The 15,375-nt window shown below is 60.0% G+C and carries 19 protein-coding genes and 1 pseudogene; 8 read left to right on the top strand and 12 right to left on the bottom strand.

Features of this window, described 5'->3' with window-relative positions:
* Positions 1–58: 58 nt before the first annotated feature.
* From CEC48_RS03175 to CEC48_RS03160, 4 genes are all read right to left on the bottom strand, one after another.
* Entirely contained in the window at positions 59–1,669 is a 1,611-nt protein-coding gene (locus CEC48_RS03175; protein WP_088422413.1) for an argininosuccinate lyase, read from the bottom strand.
* 20 nt (positions 1,670–1,689) lie between these two features.
* Positions 1,690–2,937 (bottom strand): OprD family porin, encoded by a 1,248-nt coding sequence (locus tag CEC48_RS03170; RefSeq protein WP_088422412.1) that lies wholly within the window; start codon positions 2,935–2,937, stop codon positions 1,690–1,692.
* A gap of 303 nt (positions 2,938–3,240) precedes the next feature.
* Positions 3,241–3,717, bottom strand: coding sequence for a copper chaperone PCu(A)C (locus CEC48_RS03165; protein ID WP_088422411.1), 477 nt, complete (start codon positions 3,715–3,717; stop codon positions 3,241–3,243).
* Positions 3,717–4,322, bottom strand: a complete 606-nt coding sequence (locus CEC48_RS03160; protein ID WP_088422410.1) for an SCO family protein — start codon at positions 4,320–4,322, stop codon at positions 3,717–3,719. The genes CEC48_RS03165 and CEC48_RS03160 overlap by 1 nt, the downstream gene beginning before the upstream one ends.
* 163 nt (positions 4,323–4,485) lie before the next feature.
* On the opposite strand from CEC48_RS03160, the gene CEC48_RS03155 reads away from it, so the two are divergent.
* The 3 genes from CEC48_RS03155 (at position 4,486) to CEC48_RS03145 (ending at position 6,199) form a co-directional block, all read left to right on the top strand.
* A complete protein-coding gene (locus tag CEC48_RS03155; RefSeq protein ID WP_088422409.1) occupies positions 4,486–4,869 on the top strand; it encodes a DUF2946 domain-containing protein in 384 nt (127 codons plus the stop codon).
* 62 nt (positions 4,870–4,931) lie between these two features.
* Complete coding sequence (locus CEC48_RS03150; RefSeq protein WP_088422408.1) at positions 4,932–5,486, top strand: putative natural product biosynthesis protein; 555 nt, start codon at positions 4,932–4,934, stop codon at positions 5,484–5,486.
* Positions 5,487–5,698: 212 nt separating this feature from the next.
* Positions 5,699–6,199 (top strand): DUF2165 family protein, encoded by a 501-nt coding sequence (locus tag CEC48_RS03145; RefSeq protein WP_088422407.1) that lies wholly within the window; start codon positions 5,699–5,701, stop codon positions 6,197–6,199.
* Positions 6,200–6,322: 123 nt separating this feature from the next.
* Here the strand turns inward: CEC48_RS03145 and CEC48_RS03140 are convergent, their stop codons facing one another.
* Complete coding sequence (locus CEC48_RS03140; protein ID WP_088422406.1) at positions 6,323–6,976, bottom strand: metalloregulator ArsR/SmtB family transcription factor; 654 nt, start codon at positions 6,974–6,976, stop codon at positions 6,323–6,325.
* A 113-nt stretch (positions 6,977–7,089) separates the two neighbouring features.
* On the opposite strand from CEC48_RS03140, the pseudogene CEC48_RS03135 reads away from it, so the two are divergent.
* Positions 7,090–7,410 (top strand): annotated as a pseudogene (locus tag CEC48_RS03135) (PDDEXK nuclease domain-containing protein); the annotation flags it as partial.
* Here CEC48_RS03135 and CEC48_RS31745 read toward each other — a convergent pair.
* Complete coding sequence (locus tag CEC48_RS31745) at positions 7,395–7,715, bottom strand: hypothetical protein (RefSeq protein WP_088422405.1); 321 nt, start codon at positions 7,713–7,715, stop codon at positions 7,395–7,397. The pseudogene CEC48_RS03135 and the gene CEC48_RS31745 sit on opposite strands and share 16 nt — an antisense overlap.
* Positions 7,716–7,972: 257 nt before the next feature.
* Between CEC48_RS31745 and CEC48_RS03125 the strand changes: the two genes are divergently transcribed.
* Positions 7,973–8,194 (top strand): PLD nuclease N-terminal domain-containing protein, encoded by a 222-nt coding sequence (locus CEC48_RS03125; RefSeq protein WP_088422404.1) that lies wholly within the window; start codon positions 7,973–7,975, stop codon positions 8,192–8,194.
* Positions 8,195–8,249: 55 nt separating this feature from the next.
* Here CEC48_RS03125 and CEC48_RS03120 read toward each other — a convergent pair whose 3' ends face one another.
* Positions 8,250–8,810 carry a type 1 glutamine amidotransferase domain-containing protein gene (locus CEC48_RS03120; protein WP_088422403.1) on the bottom strand — a complete coding sequence of 187 codons (561 nt, stop codon included), beginning with the start codon at positions 8,808–8,810 and terminating at the stop codon, positions 8,250–8,252.
* 29 nt (positions 8,811–8,839) lie between these two features.
* On the bottom strand, positions 8,840–9,343 hold the full coding sequence (locus CEC48_RS03115; protein WP_088422402.1) for a DUF4142 domain-containing protein: 504 nt from the start codon (positions 9,341–9,343) through the stop codon (positions 8,840–8,842).
* Between the two features lie 197 nt (positions 9,344–9,540).
* Between CEC48_RS03115 and CEC48_RS03110 the strand changes: the two genes are divergently transcribed.
* On the top strand, positions 9,541–9,765 hold the full coding sequence (locus CEC48_RS03110; protein ID WP_088422401.1) for a hypothetical protein: 225 nt from the start codon (positions 9,541–9,543) through the stop codon (positions 9,763–9,765).
* A 15-nt stretch (positions 9,766–9,780) separates the two neighbouring features.
* The gene (locus tag CEC48_RS03105; RefSeq protein ID WP_088422400.1) at positions 9,781–10,212 is read left to right on the top strand and encodes a DNA methylase; all 432 of its coding nucleotides are present in this window, start codon (positions 9,781–9,783) and stop codon (positions 10,210–10,212) included.
* An 11-nt stretch (positions 10,213–10,223) separates the two neighbouring features.
* Here CEC48_RS03105 and CEC48_RS03100 read toward each other — a convergent pair whose 3' ends face one another.
* The 4 genes from CEC48_RS03100 to CEC48_RS03085 form a co-directional block, all read right to left on the bottom strand.
* Positions 10,224–11,279, bottom strand: a complete 1,056-nt coding sequence (locus CEC48_RS03100; protein ID WP_088422399.1) for a D-isomer specific 2-hydroxyacid dehydrogenase family protein — start codon at positions 11,277–11,279, stop codon at positions 10,224–10,226.
* 54 nt (positions 11,280–11,333) lie between these two features.
* On the bottom strand, positions 11,334–12,122 hold the full coding sequence (locus CEC48_RS03095) for a DeoR/GlpR family DNA-binding transcription regulator (RefSeq protein ID WP_088422398.1): 789 nt from the start codon (positions 12,120–12,122) through the stop codon (positions 11,334–11,336).
* A 347-nt stretch (positions 12,123–12,469) separates the two neighbouring features.
* Positions 12,470–13,411, bottom strand: a complete 942-nt coding sequence (locus CEC48_RS03090; protein WP_088422397.1) for an alpha/beta hydrolase — start codon at positions 13,409–13,411, stop codon at positions 12,470–12,472.
* A 98-nt stretch (positions 13,412–13,509) separates the two neighbouring features.
* Positions 13,510–14,397: a LysR family transcriptional regulator gene (locus tag CEC48_RS03085; RefSeq protein WP_088422396.1), complete on the bottom strand. Its 888-nt coding sequence runs from the start codon at positions 14,395–14,397 to the stop codon at positions 13,510–13,512.
* Positions 14,398–14,529: 132 nt separating this feature from the next.
* Between CEC48_RS03085 and CEC48_RS03080 the strand changes: the two genes are divergently transcribed.
* The gene (locus tag CEC48_RS03080) at positions 14,530–15,375 is read left to right on the top strand and encodes an SDR family NAD(P)-dependent oxidoreductase (protein ID WP_088422395.1); all 846 of its coding nucleotides are present in this window, start codon (positions 14,530–14,532) and stop codon (positions 15,373–15,375) included.

Raw genomic sequence — 15,375 nt, 5'->3', positions numbered from 1 at the left:
TGACACCCCGCGCCGTTCTCTGGTTTTTCGCGAGCAAGCTCGCTCCTACAGGAAGCCGTTAGCCCTTGGCGTTCAGCAACTTGTCGAATGCCTTGTCCAGGTTGCCTTCCGCACCTTTCAACTTCTCACGGCGTTCCTTCAACCAGCTCTGGTCCGCGTCGAGGGTCTTTCGCGCTTCCACCAACATGCGCTTGACCTCTTCCGGCTGCGGCCCACCGGTGCCTTTACGGGTCTTGACCATCGTCGTCGGCGACAGCGCCGCACGGAAGCCAGCCTCATCCAGCGGCAAGGTATTCGGCGTCCATTTGTATTTGTCCGCCGCCAGGGTGTAGAGCTTCTGCGCGTCCGCATACGGGAACGTCTTCGGCGTGGTGCCGTTGTTGCGCGCCTCGGTGACAATCAGTGAGGCAAAGCTGTGCCCAATGCGGAACGGCACCTTGAACTGGCGCTCCAGCGTGTCGGCCAGTTCCATGGACGTGGTCCACTCCGACTCCAGCTCGTCCAGTGCACGCTGCGGGTTGATCTGCAGCGCATCCAGCACCGCGTCCATGCTTTTGAACATCTCGTCGGTGGACTGGAACAGCCCCAATGAATCAAACGCGAACTTGTAGTCGGTCATGCCGGTGGTGACGTTATGTGCGCGCAACGTCACGGTCTGCGCCAGGCCAACCACATCCGAGGCCGCTTCGCGGGTACGCATCAACAACCCCGGGTTACGCTTTTGCGGCATCGCGCTGCTGGTGTAGGTGGACTCTTCGTCCAGCAGCAACCAGGGGCGGATCTGATGGTACTGGGTATGGATATCGCCAATCATCGCGCCGATGCGGATCGCCGAAGACGCCGCCAGGTTGGCCGCTTCGATCGGAATGTCGTAGGTCGACACCTGGCTTGAATCCAGTGAGTTTTCCCGCACGCCGTCAAAGCCCAGCAATTCGGCGAGGCGTTCACGGTTCAGCGGGTAGGCAGAGTTCGCCAGTACCGCGGTCCCCATCGGGCTCAGGTTGAGGCGGGTGTAGAGTTCGCGAATGCGCTGGCCGTCGCGATCAAACGCGGCTTCGAACGCCAGCAGGTAGTGTGCATAGCTGATGGGCATGGCCTGCACGCCGTTGGTGTAGGCGGGCACCAGCGTGTCGATGTTCTTGTCGGCGATGTTCAGAATACGTTGGCGGGTGGCGTTCAGCGCGTCGCTGTAGGCCAGTACCTGTGAGCGCAACCTGGCCAGGCGGTAGGTAGCAAGCATGTCTTGGCGGCTGCGGCCGGAGTGGATCAGGGACGCTTCGGGACCGATCTTGTCGGTCATGATTTTTTCCAGTTGCAGCACGTCTTCCGGGCGTTTGCCGTCGGGCTGGTCGGCCTGGTCGATGGCAAAACGTACACCGCCGGCGATCTTGTGGCCCATGTCCGGCTTGACGATGCCTTCTTCGGTGAGCATCACAATCGAGGCTTTGTTGATGCGGTTCAGCCAGGCGAACTGGGTTTGGGTCGGGTCACCCTTGGCCTTGTGGGCCGTTTGCGAGGAGCCCGGTGTGGCGCCGACTTTGGCCGCCTGGGCCGCGCATTCTTCGGTGGTGTTGCAGGGCAGCGCACCGGTGTCGGCGGCATAGGCGCCGTAACTGCTGAACAGGGCGAAAGCCACTGCCAGGTGGATCAGGCTTTTGTTGGTATTCATGTGCAACGCTCCGGAAAAAATCACAGCAAGGGCAGGGTGTAGCTGACGATAAAGCGGTTCTGGTCGATATCGCTGCCGCTGCCATTGCTGCGATACGTGCCATTGCGCCATTTCACTTCAAGGTCCTTCAGGGCGCCGCTCTGGAACACGTAGCCGATATCGGTGTTGCGCTCCCACTCGGTGCCTTCCACGTTACGGGTGCGCACGAAGTTGTCGCCTTTGAGGTAGCGGGTCATGAAGGTCAGGCCGGGGATGCCGAGGGCTGCGAAGTCATAGTCGTAGCGGGCCTGCCAGGACTTTTCCTCGGGGTTGGCGAAGTCTGGCGAGATCATCACGTAGTTGACGAGGTAGGAGTCTGTGCCGTCCAGGTGGGGGAAACCGGTGGTGCCTTTCATGCGCTGGTAGGCGGCACCGAACGAGTGGCCCTGGAGGCTGTAGGTGAATTTGGCGCCGAAGGCTTGGTTGTCGATGTTGCTGTTGCCTTCCTTGCTGGAGTCGGCGTAACGCAGGTCAGACTTGAACGACTGGGCATCACCCAATGGCAGGGTGTGGACCAGGTTGAAGATGTGTTGCTTGTAGTTGTTCTCGAGGTTGGCGTAGTGGTAGCCCGTGACGAGGGTTTTGGTCCAGCTGTAGCTGGCACTGGCGAAGTCGAATTTATCGCTGGGCACGGCGCCCTTGATGCCTTTGCCGTCGACTTCAATGTCTGCATGGCCGCTGTCGTTACGCAGGGTGTTGCTGGTCAGGCGCCCGGCGTCGAAGGTCAGGCCGGCGATGTCCTGGCTGGTCAGTTGGGTGCCGCGAAAGGTCTGGGGCAGCAGCCTGCCGTCGTTGGGCAGTACGGTCGGCAGCTTGGGGATCAGCGTGCCGAATTTCAGCACGCTTTTGGAAATCCGCGCCTTGGCGGTGGCACCCATCCGGCTATAGCTGTCCGGGGCGCCGTCATCGCCTACAGGGAGCAGGCCGGTGTTTTGCCGGTCGGGGCTGGAGTCCAGTTTCAGGCCCTGCAGGCCGATGGCATCGAGGCCAAAACCCACCAAGCCTTCGGTGTAACCCGACTGGTAATTGAGTATCAGCCCTTGGGCCCACTCATCCCGTTTGGATTGGCTGGCGTTGTCCTGGCGGTAGTCGCTGTTGAAGTAGAAATTGCGAAATTCGAGGTCGGCCTTGCTGTCTTCGAAGAAGTCAGCTTCGGCAAAGGTTGGGAAGGCGAGGGTCAAACCGAGGGTGGCCGAAGTCAGGCCCAGGGTAATAGGGGATTTGTTCATTGTTATTCCCGTTGTCTGCTGCTTATTTTTAGAATTATCTGGCCGGACGGCGACAGGGAGACGCGTCCGGCATTCGCAGGCTAACGAGTTGGTTTGCAGATTGAAAATATATAGAAAGTGTTGAAACGAGAGGTTTTAGATATGAGGGTATTTCGTTGTGGCGAGGGGGTTTGTCTGTGGTGAGGGCGCTTGTCCTGTGGCGAGGGGGCTTGTCCCCCGTTGGAGTGCGCAGCGCTCCCGCTTTTTTTGGGGCCGCTACGCAGCCCAACGGGGGACAAGCCCCCTCGCCACAGGTAACGGCGATCAATGCATCTTGCTGTGATCCATCGGCTCCATCGCATTCAACGCACGGGCCTCGGCCTTGACTTCAATCGACTGCTTTTCACCCTTGGCATTTTCCACAGTGACCGTCAGCGGCACCTGGTCGCCTTCCTTGATCTGCGCCGTGAGGTCGATCAGCATCACGTGATAACCGTCCGGGTCGAGCTTGACGGCCTTGCCCGCAGGCAACGGAACCGACTCCACCGGGCCCATGCGCATCACGTCGTCCTTCATGGTCATTTCATGGATCTGCACGGTCTTGGCGATCGGCGAGGCCACGCTGAGCAGTTTGCTGTCGCTGTCGGCGGTAACGGTCATGAACGCGCCGCTGGACGGCTGGCCCGGTACCGAGGCGCGTACCCAGGCGTCGGTGACCAGCGCCTGTGCACTGGCGTGTGCCGCGAGGCCCAGCAGGGAGAGACCGAGGGCGATGCGCTTGAGGTGTTGAACGGCAGTCATTAGCAGACCTCCATGACGGTGAGCAGGTCTTCTGCGCACTCTTTGGCGTTAAGCGAGGCCGACAGGCCCAGGCGCAGGGTGCCCCGGGTGTCGAACACAAAGCTGGTGGCGGTGTGGGAGAGGGTGTAGCTGTCGCCGGCGGGGATCTTTTCATAAAAGATCCCGAACTCCTTGGCGGCCACGGCGATTTCTTCCGGGGTGCCGTACAGCGCTTCGAAGCTGGGGTCGAAGGCCTTGACGTAGGCGTCGAGAATCTTGGGTGTGTCGCGTTCCGGGTCGAGGGTGATAAAAACCACCTGCATGATCTTGCCGTCGCGGCCCATCAGCTTTTTCGCCTGGGCCATGCGCGCCAGGGTGGTCGGGCACACGGCCGGGCATTGGGTGAAGCCGAAGAACACCACCGGCATCAGGCCACGGAAGGAACTCAAGGTGACGGTTTCGCCGTCAGTGTTCTTGAGCTTGAAGGTACGGCCCATGATCTTGTCGCTCAGATCCTTGCCGTACTTGAAGTTCAGTTTCGGGCTGTTGTCACAGCCGGCCAGCAGGCCCAGGCCCAGCATTCCCATGCCGGTGAGGACCTTGCGGCGGGTGAATAACGTACTCATCAACTGTGCATCCTGTGAAGCGCCTGGGTACCACGAAGCGTTAAATCAGGCGAGGAGAGCGTGGCATTCTAACAACCCCGACCTGCGCACGTAATCTGCGACGTTCTGTCACAGGCATGGGCAGGCTTCATGCGCCCGGATATTCGGTGGTAAAGTCGCCGCCATGAAACTCTCCCGCCCGGACCGTTCACTTATTGCCTGGACCCTGTATTTTTGCGTCCTGTTCAATGTGTTCGTCTGCGGTTTGGGCCATGGGCAGATGATGGGCCTGGAGCTCAGCGGCCTGGGCGGGCAGTTCTGCTCAAGCCTGGGTACCAAGGCACCGGCCTCGGACACAGGCCTTGGCAACCCCACGGCCAGCAGTTGGTCGAACTTCTTCGCCTGCCCGGTATGCTCCGCCGTGACCCTGGGCATCGTCTTCCTGTTTTGCCTGGCCTGGCTGTTGGGCCTTGGGCAAAAGCCGCGCCCGGCCCATGAGCGGCGCAACAAGGCCCCTCCGCGTTACTCCTGGCCCTCGGCCAACCCTCGCGCTTCCCCTGCATTCTGACGTGTGCCCTGGGCTTCCTGATACCAGGAGGCGTTCTATCGTCACGAGTGTGAGTGTGTTCCATGAGCCATGTTTTGCCTTCCGGCGCAGGCCGTCTTGTCAGCAAGGCGTCCCGCCGTCCGTCGCGCGGCGAAGGGGTGTTGCCATCTGTCGAATACCCGAGTAACGCCCGTTGTTTCGTCCACCTGGATGCGCGGTTGCTGCCGTACTGGCACACCTTGTTCGACATCTGCCCCGGTTTGCTCAAGCTCGACCCGCCGGAGGGCTTGAACCTGTTCCGCAGTTTCATGACGTGGGCTTACCGCAACCGTCCCTCCCTGAACTGGACCTACCACGTGAGCGTGTGCCGTTGGTTGCTCGGTTCGGTGTATCGCGCGCAGATCGATGAGGAGCCCATCGAAGCGTTCATGACGGCGGCGGCGGCCCGTTGGGTCAGCGATGACACCAGCAATGCCAGGGGCGTGGTCCTGGCTTGGCAAGGCTCACCGCTGCAAGTGGTGGACTGGAAGCAGGGCAGTGGCGCACCCCTGCAAACGTTGCCGCCACTGCCGTGGGAGTTTGCCTGGTGCGCGCTGGATGATCAGGGGCGGTTCAGCGGGTGGTTGCCGGTGCCTTGAGGTTCTGCCTGATCCACTCGGCAACGCTGATGAAGCTGATCTGCCTGCAAGGCGGCCGTGGTTGGCCGCAACCAAGCGCGGCCCAAGTACTTGGTACTGCCATTTAAGAAAGTATTTGCTTGTTTAATTAAAAGTGCCCAACGTATTATCCAAATATGTTCTTGGAAATATCCAAGACCTGATTTTCCTTTTCAGCAAATAAGGAGGTTTGGATGAGCGTGGAGGCATTGCTGCAGGGTGGTTCAGTCGGGCTGTTCCTGGGCACTCAGGCCCTTGGCTTGAGCGTTTGGCTGACCCTCGCCGTGGTCAATAACGGGCAGGCTTTTCGCAGCTCGGTTGGTGCGGTGGGCGCGACGATGGCCATGGCGCCGTTGCACCAGAACCCGACCATCGACACGCCGTTGTTGAGGCGTGCCGTGCGCTCCCCGCGCCTGCATCGGTTGGCACTGCTGGTGGTGCTGGCCCTGCAAGTCGTCGCAGCAGTGGTGGCGTGGGCCGGCAGCTACCAGTTGATCCTCGGCGAGGGTCTGTCGGCCGCCCGGCCATGGCTCAACCTCGCGCTCAGCGGCTTCTCTGCCTTCGTTTTCGCGATGCTGCTGGGTGGCTTGTGGTTTGGCTACTGGATTCGCCAGGAGGGCTTGCAGCTGACGCACTTGGTGCTGTCGGTCTGGGCGCTGTTGGCGTTTGCACTGTTCAATCTGCAATGGGCCTGACTGAGGCTTGAGGCCAAGGCTGCGATGGACTGCGCAGCAGGTGTGAGTCCTGAACCGTTGGTGTATCCGGGACACTGCGGTGAGGGAGTTGCGGTTGCTGCGCAGCCCATCGCAGCCTCTGTCTTACTTGCGGGGCTGGATGCTGTAGGCGCAGCGCCGATCCCCGGAAATCAAATGCTCGCGTCGTTCCACCACATTCTCATCGCCGAGCGCTGCCTGGAAAATCTGCAACTCCGAACGGCAGAACCCCTGGCACTTGCGGGCGGCCACGCAGATCGGGCAGTGGTTCTCCACCAATAGCCAGCCATCGTCCAGCGGCTCCATTTGCGCCATGTACCCGGCACGTTCGCGAATCTGCACCAGGATCTCGACTTTCTCCTGCAACGTCGGCGCGGCGGAGCAGGCCTGGATGTATTCGTGCTTGGCGGTCGCCTCCATGCTGGAAATGACTTTTTCCACGCCTTCGCTGCCAAAAATCCCTTCGATGGACTCGATCAGGTGCAATGTCAACACGCTGTGGGAGTCCGGAAATTTGCTCTGGGCGGTTTCCGTTAATGTCCACTTCAACGAAGGCCGGCCGGCACCTGAAATGGGGGCCGATACTCCGACGATCAGCTCCGCGACCTGCAACTTCTGGATCTGCTGGCGGGCGGCTTCGGAGGTGATTTCCAACAGGGCAGCCAGGTCCGTGGTTTTCAGTGGGCCACGGGTCTTGAGCAGGAGCAGGATGCGGTCCCCGGTGGATGCCTGGCGGTCGTCGGTGGGTGTGGCGTTCATAGATCGGGAATAACCATGGAAGTGACCGGCTCATTTGACCACAGCACGCGAGTTGGGGCACGTCTTGATCCGCATGAACGCACGTTTCCAGCTGGTTTGTATCGAAAGCATTCAAGCTGCGCTGCTACGTGGTGATCGAACTCAAGGCCGGCAAATTCAAGCCCGACCATCTGGGGCAGTTGGGTTTCTACCTCGCGGCGGTAGACGCCCAGCTCAAGCACCCCCAAGACAGCCCCACCATCGGCCTGCTGTTGTGCAAGAGCAAGAACGAAGTCGTGGCCGAATACGCCCTGCGTGACAGCTCGCGCCCCATTGGTGTTGCCGAGTATCAACGGGTGGAATCACTGCCGGCAGAGCTGCAAACCAGTCTGCCCAGTATTGAACAGATTGAGCATGAGCTGGCGTTGAAATCGGCGCCTCAACTGCCCGATTGAGGAACGGCTTTCTTATCGGATTTTCTGGCGGGACGTGGGGTTGAAGGGCTCTTGTGGCCAGTGCCTTTTACGCTTTTTGACGGTGCGGGCGCTTTGGTCTCAGCGTCTTTGCTGCCACTGCTATCGGCCCCGGATGGGCTGCTGGGATAGGTGCCGGGCGGGAGTGCGGAGCCTGGGAGGCTGTTACCGCTCAAGGCGCGCGCCTCGGGGGCGGTGTCGTCGCCGAAAGCCGCGTATGCAGGGGCGCTCAGTACGAGCGTGAAGCAGGCAACAAGTACGATCCTTTGGGAAATGCTGGTCTTCATGACTCAATCCCTCTTGGCGGTGGGGCCGAAGCCTGGAGCATCTCAGCCTTCGGTGACGCCTTAATAATGAGCGAATCAATGGTGTTGCCTAATTGTGAATCCGCCAGCCAAAGCGAAGTTTGAAAAAGTTTTCACGCATGCGACGAATGGCCATGCCCTGCCGCCGCTGACTTTCCAATGCCTGACGCCTTTGCAATTTTAATGAACCCTCGGGCGTGTCGCTTGACCTAACGCATACGACCTCAGGAGGATGAATCATGCAAATCGAATATGTCTGGATTGGCTTGGCGGTGATTCTGGTACTGCTGGAACTGTGGGCGATCAACAGCGTGCTGCGCAGTGGCAGTGGCTGGGAAACCAAAGGCTTGTGGCTGGTGGTACTGATCTTTATGCCGCTGCTGGGGCTGATACTCTGGGCGTTTTTTGGACCCAAGGGTGTAAACCGCGCGACGCATGCCACCGGGCACGGCAAAGGCTGATACAGAATCGAAACAAAACAGGCTCCTGGGGGGCGCCTGTTTTTATTGGCTCGCGTTAAGCCGCCAACACCTTGGCAACAGCCTGGTTGAACGCTGGCAAGTCATCGGGGGTGCGTGAAGTGATCAGTGTCCAGCCATTGGCCGGGCACTCCTTCACCTCAGTATCCACCCAGTTTTCCGCCCCGGCATTGACCAGGTCGGTGCGAACGCTTTTGTAAGACGTGAGGGTCTTGCCGACGATCACGCCGGCATCGATCAGGGCCCAGGGGCCGTGGCAGATGGCGGCTACGGTTTTTCCGGCCTTGACGAAATCTTTGATCAGCCGAAGGGCGTCGGCGTCTTGGCGCAGGGTGTCGGCATTGACGGTGCCACCAGGTATGACCAACGCATCGAAATCACCGTCGCTCAGGTCTGAAAGCTTGGCATCGGATTCCACTGTCTTGTCTTTCTCGGTGTCCTTGAGAAAGGTCTGGGTGCTGCCACCTTTACTGGAACCGTGGGTCACCGTGGCGCCGAAACCGCGCAGGGTTTCCAGCGGCTTGAGCAACTCGTCGCGCTCGATGCCGGTGTTGGAGGTGATGATCAGAATCTTCTTGCCGTGCAGTTGCGAACTCATGGTCGAGTGTCTCCTGAGTGGGTAGATGATTAATTGGCGTGCTGGGACTGCAGCTCCTTGGCCATCTTCAAATGGGCTTCGAGCGTAGGCAGGGTCTTCTCGGCGAAAGCCTTCAGTTCTGCGTTGTCCGAGGAGGCGGCTTCTTTTTTGAACAGCGCCACGGTGTCTTCGTGGGCCTTCACCTGGTTGTTGGCGTAAGCCTTGTCGAAAGACTCTTCACGAATCTCCAGGATCATTTTCTTGGCCTTGTCGGTCAGGCTGGCGTCGTCCGGAACCTTGATGTCGAGCTTTGTCGCCAGGGCCGTCAGTTCCTGATTGGCCTTGGAATGGTCGGTAATCATGTGTTGGGCAAAGGCTTTGACGTCCGCGGCACCGCTCTTTTCCAGCGCCAGTTTGCCGGCCTCTACTTCGGTGATGCCGCCTTGGGCGGCAGCGTCGACGAAGTCATTGGAAGTGGCCGCCATGGCCGCGCCAATCGAGCCCGCGACCAGCGCGAAGGTCAGTCCCATTTGTTTCATCAGCAGGTGGTTCATGATGCTTCTCCTGAGGAGTGGCGCGATGCCGTTACCTGACTGTTGAGGGGGCGCCTGAGCAAAAGGTTTAAATTAATTTGCGCTTATTTCTCGCGACCGCACCCGGGACAGTTTCCTTGAACTATTGAAAAGCCATGGGCTCTGCTGAATAACGGTTCCGTGCTGGAGCGCAACCTTTCTACTGCAGGAGAACCCCTATGGGCATTCAAAAAACCGCCGATAAAACCCCCGATGCGATCAGCTCCGAACAGGCGCAGAAAGGTCGCCGCGTTGATGATGAGGACAGTGCCTTGCAGCGGCCCAACCCCAAGACAGAAACCGTCGACAAGCTGATTACGCCGACGTCCATCAAGGACACACAACGGCAAACCGACCGGATCAATGAGCAGGCCGCCAAGGTCGAACGCAAGCTGGGCCAGTGAAGGGCGGAGGCGGTTATGGGGCGATCCATCAGCGCCGGGGAGTTGGGTATTGAACTCAGGCCCGGCGATGACAGCGCTTTGTTCAAGTGGTTTATCGCCAGCTTCCTGATGGGCAAGCGCATTCAGGCACAGATCGCGGCGCAGGCTTATCAGGTGATTGTGGTGAAGCATGGGCGGGACACGCCGCGCAAATTGCAGCATTGCACCTCCCGCGAGTTGGTAGCGATGCTTGGTGAGGCGCATTACGTGCGTTACGACGAAACTACCGCGCAACGCCTGCTGGATCTCAGCAGCAAACTGAATGCGGAGTACGCGGGCAAGATCAGCCGGATACACCATGCCAGCGCCGACCGTGGGGAATTTGAACAGCGCCTGAATGAGTTCGAGGGCGTCGGGCCGAAGACGGTGGAGATTTTCATGAGGGATGCAGCGTCGGTGTTGTTCTGATACCTATGCCCTCAGCCTTCAAGCGTTGCTTGGTGAAAGGCATGAATGTGGTCAATGATCTGCGTGGACGCCTCAAGGATTGCGGTGCGTGTGTTGCCGGCGATGTGTGGCGTCAGTATCGCGTTGGCAATGCCAATCAAAGGCGAGTCGAACTGATCTTTTTCCCGGGCAAAGGTATCGATAGCGACCCCCTTGATATGGCTGGGAAAGCGCCTCATGAACGTTGCCAACTCGCCCTCGTTGATGATGCCGCCACGGGCTGTGTTGATCAGGATCGACCCCTGTTTCATCCGCGTGAATACGGTGCTGTCGAACAAGCCCTTGGTCTGCGCGGTGAGTGGTGTGTGAATGGACACGACGTCAGCCTCATCCAGCAACTCGCCGAGTGTGGCGCGCCACTGCAGGCCCAGGTTCGCCGCGGCCTGTTGGGTGAACCGCTCGGAGCCAGTGGCGATCACTTTCATGCCCAGGGCCTGGGCCTTATGGGCGAGCGCCTGGGCGATCCTGCCCGAGCCCACCAGCCCCAGCGTCAACTCGGCGATTTGCAACGCGGGAGCGAGCAGGCCTTTTGACCACTGGCCCTGATGGGTTTTGGCGCTGTAGAGATCAAGGTCACGAGACAGAAACAGCGTTTGTGCCAGCACATATTCAGCCACTGCCGTCGCGTTGGAGCCAGGGGTATTGAGTACGGCCACGCCACGCTCGGCGGCTGCCTGCAAGTCGATATGGTTGACCCCGACACCTGCCTGGGCGATCGCTTGTAAAGGGCTGCCTAGATCAGGCGACGCGGCGGCGTTGATCAGCGCCGCCCCCAGCGGAATGTTCAAACGGGTCTTGAGTACGCTGTAGCCACCGGCCTTTACCACGGCATCAATCAGCGAAGGTGTGTCGTGGCAATTAACGTCCACGAACCGAATGCGCCCGGCGTAGTGCGTTTTGATGCTGGCCTGGTCGGCGAAGTAGTGCAGGTTGAGGGTGATGTCCAACCCATATGCCAGGGACCGTTCGATTTCGTCATGAAGTAAGGGCGGGTTGGGGGCATCCAGGATCAGGACGGGAAACGCCATGGATGTATTCCTCTGCAAAGGGCTACTGGGCCAAGCCTGTTATGGGGCGGTTTGTCAGGCATCCACTTGCATCACCTCCAGCCCCAGGCATTCATAAGCCTCGACACTGCCCGGCGGCACATGCCATTCGGTAATCAGCGTGTGAATGCGGCTGCACGGTGCTACTACAAACGGCTCCACGGCGCCCAGCTTGTCGGCCAGTGTGACTGCTACAACGTGGGAGGCGCTGTCGAGCATAGCCTGTTTCACCGCCACCTCCTCAAAGTGCAGCGAGCTGATGCCGACTTGTGGATGCAGTGCGCATACGCCTGTGAACAGCAGGTCCGCCTTGATGCCCTGGATCAGTCGCAGCGCCTCGTGCCCGCTGGCGGCCATGGTCACGGGGTTGAGTTGGCCACCGGCGAGAATCACCGTCACGTTCGGGTGTTCGGACAGCGCGATGGCAATCATCGGTGAGTGGGTGACGGCAGTCAGCCTGATGGAGTGCGGCAAGGACTGGGCGATTTGCAGGGTGGTGGTCCCGGAGTCGAACAGCACGATCTGGCCGTCTTCTACGCGGTCGGCCGCGAGCTGCGCCAAGTGGCGCTTGGTCGCCGTGGTTTCGCCAAAACGGGTGAAGAAGTCCTTGCCGGTGTCCTTGGGCCTTGGCAACGCGCCGCCATGCACGCGTTGCAGCAGGCCGGCGGAGGCGAGCTCGCCAAGGTCGCGGCGGATGGTGTCCTGGGACACGGCGAAATGCTCCACCAGATCCGAGGCGGTGACTTTGCCATCGCGCTCCAGCAGCAACAGGATTTTTTGTTTGCGCAGGGAGGGCAGATCGATGGAGGCATGGGTGTTGTGCATGTTTATGCTCTTTATTGCGTGTTTGTGCGAGATTAATCAGCCGGAGGACTAAACGCAATGGGTGGTCGCATTTGTGCGGCCTGGAGGTGTTTGGTGAAGCGAGATAACGCAGGAGTTTTTGCTGCCCGGGATCTTTCCAGCAGCAAGTTACGGAGCAAAAAAATCGTAAAAAAGTAAAAAGAGTTGTCCACGAAAACCGTGGGTATCTCTGTGGATAACTTCCCTTGAGCCCGGCGGGTATGGCGATTTAACCTGCGGTTAATATTTGATCAGTCGCTGCTTATGGCCAGTATGGGCAGGCTTTTCGCCTTGACAGGCACCGGCGAAACCGGTGCCGAAATGCAAATTTACGAGTTGTTGGGGCGCACGGTCGAGGGGCCGGCGATCTGTGCGGGCCGCTTCGTTTGCATCAGGCTGTCCAGCGCCTGGCGATAGCTACTGCCCCCCAGTCGCATGCTGTCGTTATGGCTGGCACCGGGCACCAGCAACAGGTGTTTGGGCTCTTGTGCGGCATCAAACAATTGCTGGCTGAAACGCGGTGGCACAAAGGCGTCGGCGAGCCCGTGGACCACCAGCAGCGGCATGTGGATGTCGGCGATCTTGTCGATGGAATCGAACTTCTGCGACAGCAGCCAGCGCACCGGCAGCGAGGTGTTGGCCACCGCCGTGGCCACATCCGCCAGCGAAGTAAACGTGGACTCGATCACCAGCCCGCGCACCGGTGGTGGCACATGGTTATCCGCCGCCTGCTTGCCCAACTCCGCCGCAAGATCGATGGCCACCGCGCCACCCAGGGAGTGCCCGTAGATCAGGCGTTTGGCGGGGTCGGGTTGCAGCACCTGGAAGCGTTCCCAGGCGATGCGCGCGTCTTCGTACACGCTGGTTTCGGAAGGCAAATCGCCCTGGCTCTGGCCGAAGCCGCGATAGTCGATCGCCAGCACCGAGAAGCCCAGGGCCCGCAGTTGTTCAATGCGAAACAGTTGGCCGGTGAGGTTCCAGCGCACGCCGTGCAGATAAAGAATCGCCGGGGCGTCCTTCTGCGCAGCCGGCCACCACCAACCATGAATATTTTGCCCTGACTTGAAGCTCGAAGGTTTCAGGTCGAATTCCTGCACATCCCGCGGCAACCCGCTGTACCAACTGGCAGTGCCCGGTTCGACGCGAAACAGCAGCTCGCGCTCCTTGTGTTGCAGCACCGCGCAACCCACTGGCAGGCCGATGATCACGGCGGCCATGCACAGCAGCGGAAACCAGCGCAGGCCGAGGCGAGACAAAAAACGTGAAGGCATGAAGGTTCCAGGACAAGGGCGAAGCACGGGTTTTAACAGATGCCTTGGCCGCGCAGGAAAAATTTAGACAGTCGTCACCGGGCTTTGCTTGCAAAGTGTTACAGCGCGCGTTCGAGCAATGCGAAGAAGTTGCCTGGCAACGGCGAGGGATTGTCGGTGTTCCAATTGAGGTAGAGCCCGATGCTGGAAGACACGCCGGTGAGAGGGCGAAACACCACCTTGTCGCTGCTCATTGAACGGGCCATGGACGCCGGCACCAGCGCCACGCCAAACCCGCAAGCCACCAGGCCGATCAGGGTGTGCAATTGATCGGCTTCCTGGACCACGCGCGGATAGAAGCCTGCGGCCTCGCACAAGGCGATCAACTGGTGGTGATAGCCACTGCCCAATACCTGTGGGGTGAACACAAAGTCGGCATCGGCGAAATCCTTCAGTTCGATAGCGGCCTCGTGGGCATTGGCATGGTCCACGGACAGCGCCATCAGGATCGGTTCATCCAGCAGCAGACGGGATTCGATGTTATCTGCCTGGCCTGGCAGGTAGCGCAAAAACGCGATATCGGCATCGCCGCCTATCAGGGCTTTGGCCTGGGTCGCGGAGGGCATTTCCTTGATCACCAACTGAACCTTGGGAAACGCCAGGCGAAACTGCCTGAGGGTATCAAGCAGCCATGGATAACCGGCAATCGACACCGAGGTGATGGTGAGTGTGCCTTTGATGCCCTGGGACACCTGCAGGGCGTGTTCGATGCCTTGCTGCAATTGCCCGAGGACCGTGTACGCCGTCTCCAAAAACGCCGCCCCGGCCGGCAGCAACCGCACGCCGCGCCGGTCACGTTCCAGCAGGGCAACCCCCAACTTCTCCTCCAACCGATTGATCGCCTGGCTCAATGCGGGCTGCGCCATATGCAGGCGCAGCGCGGCCTTGTGAAAGTGCAGTTCTTCGGCGACGGCAATGAACTGGCGCAGCAGGCGGGTTTCGATCATCTGGGCTGTTCCTTCAGGTAGATGGAGCCTGTGGGGCTTGATACGGCGCGGGTATCAACATCGCTGTTTTTCAGTATTAAACAGGGCGGTCACGGGTTGTTAGGGTGGAGTGCCTGACAGGAGAACGCAACAATGGACTTTACAGGTAAAACCGCAATCGTCACCGGTGCCGCTCGCGGCTTGGGGTTGAGTTATGCGCGCGAGTTGGCGCGCCTCGGCGCGCAGGTGGTGATCAGTGATATCGGTGCAGACACGCTAGGCGATGGGGCTGATTCGCAGGTGGTTCAGGCGACTGCGCTGGCGCTTCAGGGCGAAGGTTTACAGGTGGTCGGCCATGCGGGCGACCTGTCCCATGAAGCGGGGTGCCGAGCACTGATCGAGTGCGCTATCACGCATTTCGGGCAGCTCGATATCCTGATCCACAATGCCGGTTGGGTGGGTTATCAGCCGATTGAGGCAGCCGGCGAAGCGTTTATCCGGCGGGCAATGGGCATCAATGTCTACGCGCCGATCTGGCTGTGCAAACATGCCTGGCGCTACCTGAAGCAATCCGCCGCACCACGCATCGTGCTGACCACCTCGGACCGTGCGATGTACACGCAATACGCCCAGCCGGGCCTGGTGGCCTACAGCGCCGGCAAGATGGCGCAATTGGGGATCATGAATGCGTTGAGCGGGGAAGGGGCCGAGGCTGGCATCCTGGTCAATGCTATCTCGCCCGTAGCCAAGACTCGCATGTGGGGCGTGACCGGCGAGCCGCACAACCTCAAGCCGGAATGGGTCACCCCTGGGGTGATCTTCCTGGCCTCGGCGCTGTGCCAAGGCAGCGGCTACATCCTGCGGGCCAGTAACGGCCAGTTTACTGCCACGCGTTTTGCTGAAAACCCGGGCGTTGAGTATCCGGTGGACCTGGCGCGGGTCAAAGCCTCGGACGCTACGCAAGTCGCCGCGTTGTGGGAGGCCATCAAGGACTGTTAG

Source organism: Pseudomonas sp. K2I15, assembly GCF_002204795.1.
GTDB lineage: Bacteria > Pseudomonadota > Gammaproteobacteria > Pseudomonadales > Pseudomonadaceae > Aquipseudomonas.
The sequence above is the reverse complement of the archived record's forward strand: the minus strand, read 5'-3'. Positions and strand labels throughout refer to the sequence as shown.

Bases quoted from the DNA above. Each gene is read 5' to 3' on its own strand.
- CEC48_RS03145 (WP_088422407.1), top strand. From the start codon at position 5,699: ATGAGCGTGGAGGCATTGCTGCAGGGTGGTTCAGTCGGGCTGTTCCTG.
- CEC48_RS03170 (WP_088422412.1), bottom strand. From the start codon at position 2,937: ATGAACAAATCCCCTATTACCCTGGGCCTGACTTCGGCCACCCTCGGT.
- CEC48_RS03150 (WP_088422408.1), top strand. From the start codon at position 4,932: ATGAGCCATGTTTTGCCTTCCGGCGCAGGCCGTCTTGTCAGCAAGGCG.
- CEC48_RS03080 (WP_088422395.1), top strand. From the start codon at position 14,530: ATGGACTTTACAGGTAAAACCGCAATCGTCACCGGTGCCGCTCGCGGC.
- CEC48_RS03090 (WP_088422397.1), bottom strand. From the start codon at position 13,411: ATGCCTTCACGTTTTTTGTCTCGCCTCGGCCTGCGCTGGTTTCCGCTG.
- CEC48_RS03125 (WP_088422404.1), top strand. From the start codon at position 7,973: ATGCAAATCGAATATGTCTGGATTGGCTTGGCGGTGATTCTGGTACTG.
- CEC48_RS03110 (WP_088422401.1), top strand. From the start codon at position 9,541: ATGGGCATTCAAAAAACCGCCGATAAAACCCCCGATGCGATCAGCTCC.
- CEC48_RS03160 (WP_088422410.1), bottom strand. From the start codon at position 4,322: ATGAGTACGTTATTCACCCGCCGCAAGGTCCTCACCGGCATGGGAATG.
- CEC48_RS03165 (WP_088422411.1), bottom strand. From the start codon at position 3,717: ATGACTGCCGTTCAACACCTCAAGCGCATCGCCCTCGGTCTCTCCCTG.
- CEC48_RS03120 (WP_088422403.1), bottom strand. From the start codon at position 8,810: ATGAGTTCGCAACTGCACGGCAAGAAGATTCTGATCATCACCTCCAAC.
- CEC48_RS31745 (WP_088422405.1), bottom strand. From the start codon at position 7,715: ATGAAGACCAGCATTTCCCAAAGGATCGTACTTGTTGCCTGCTTCACG.
- CEC48_RS03155 (WP_088422409.1), top strand. From the start codon at position 4,486: ATGAAACTCTCCCGCCCGGACCGTTCACTTATTGCCTGGACCCTGTAT.
- CEC48_RS03140 (WP_088422406.1), bottom strand. From the start codon at position 6,976: ATGAACGCCACACCCACCGACGACCGCCAGGCATCCACCGGGGACCGC.
- CEC48_RS03100 (WP_088422399.1), bottom strand. From the start codon at position 11,279: ATGGCGTTTCCCGTCCTGATCCTGGATGCCCCCAACCCGCCCTTACTT.
- CEC48_RS03095 (WP_088422398.1), bottom strand. From the start codon at position 12,122: ATGCACAACACCCATGCCTCCATCGATCTGCCCTCCCTGCGCAAACAA.
- CEC48_RS03175 (WP_088422413.1), bottom strand. From the start codon at position 1,669: ATGAATACCAACAAAAGCCTGATCCACCTGGCAGTGGCTTTCGCCCTG.
- CEC48_RS03085 (WP_088422396.1), bottom strand. From the start codon at position 14,397: ATGATCGAAACCCGCCTGCTGCGCCAGTTCATTGCCGTCGCCGAAGAA.
- CEC48_RS03105 (WP_088422400.1), top strand. From the start codon at position 9,781: ATGGGGCGATCCATCAGCGCCGGGGAGTTGGGTATTGAACTCAGGCCC.
- CEC48_RS03115 (WP_088422402.1), bottom strand. From the start codon at position 9,343: ATGAACCACCTGCTGATGAAACAAATGGGACTGACCTTCGCGCTGGTC.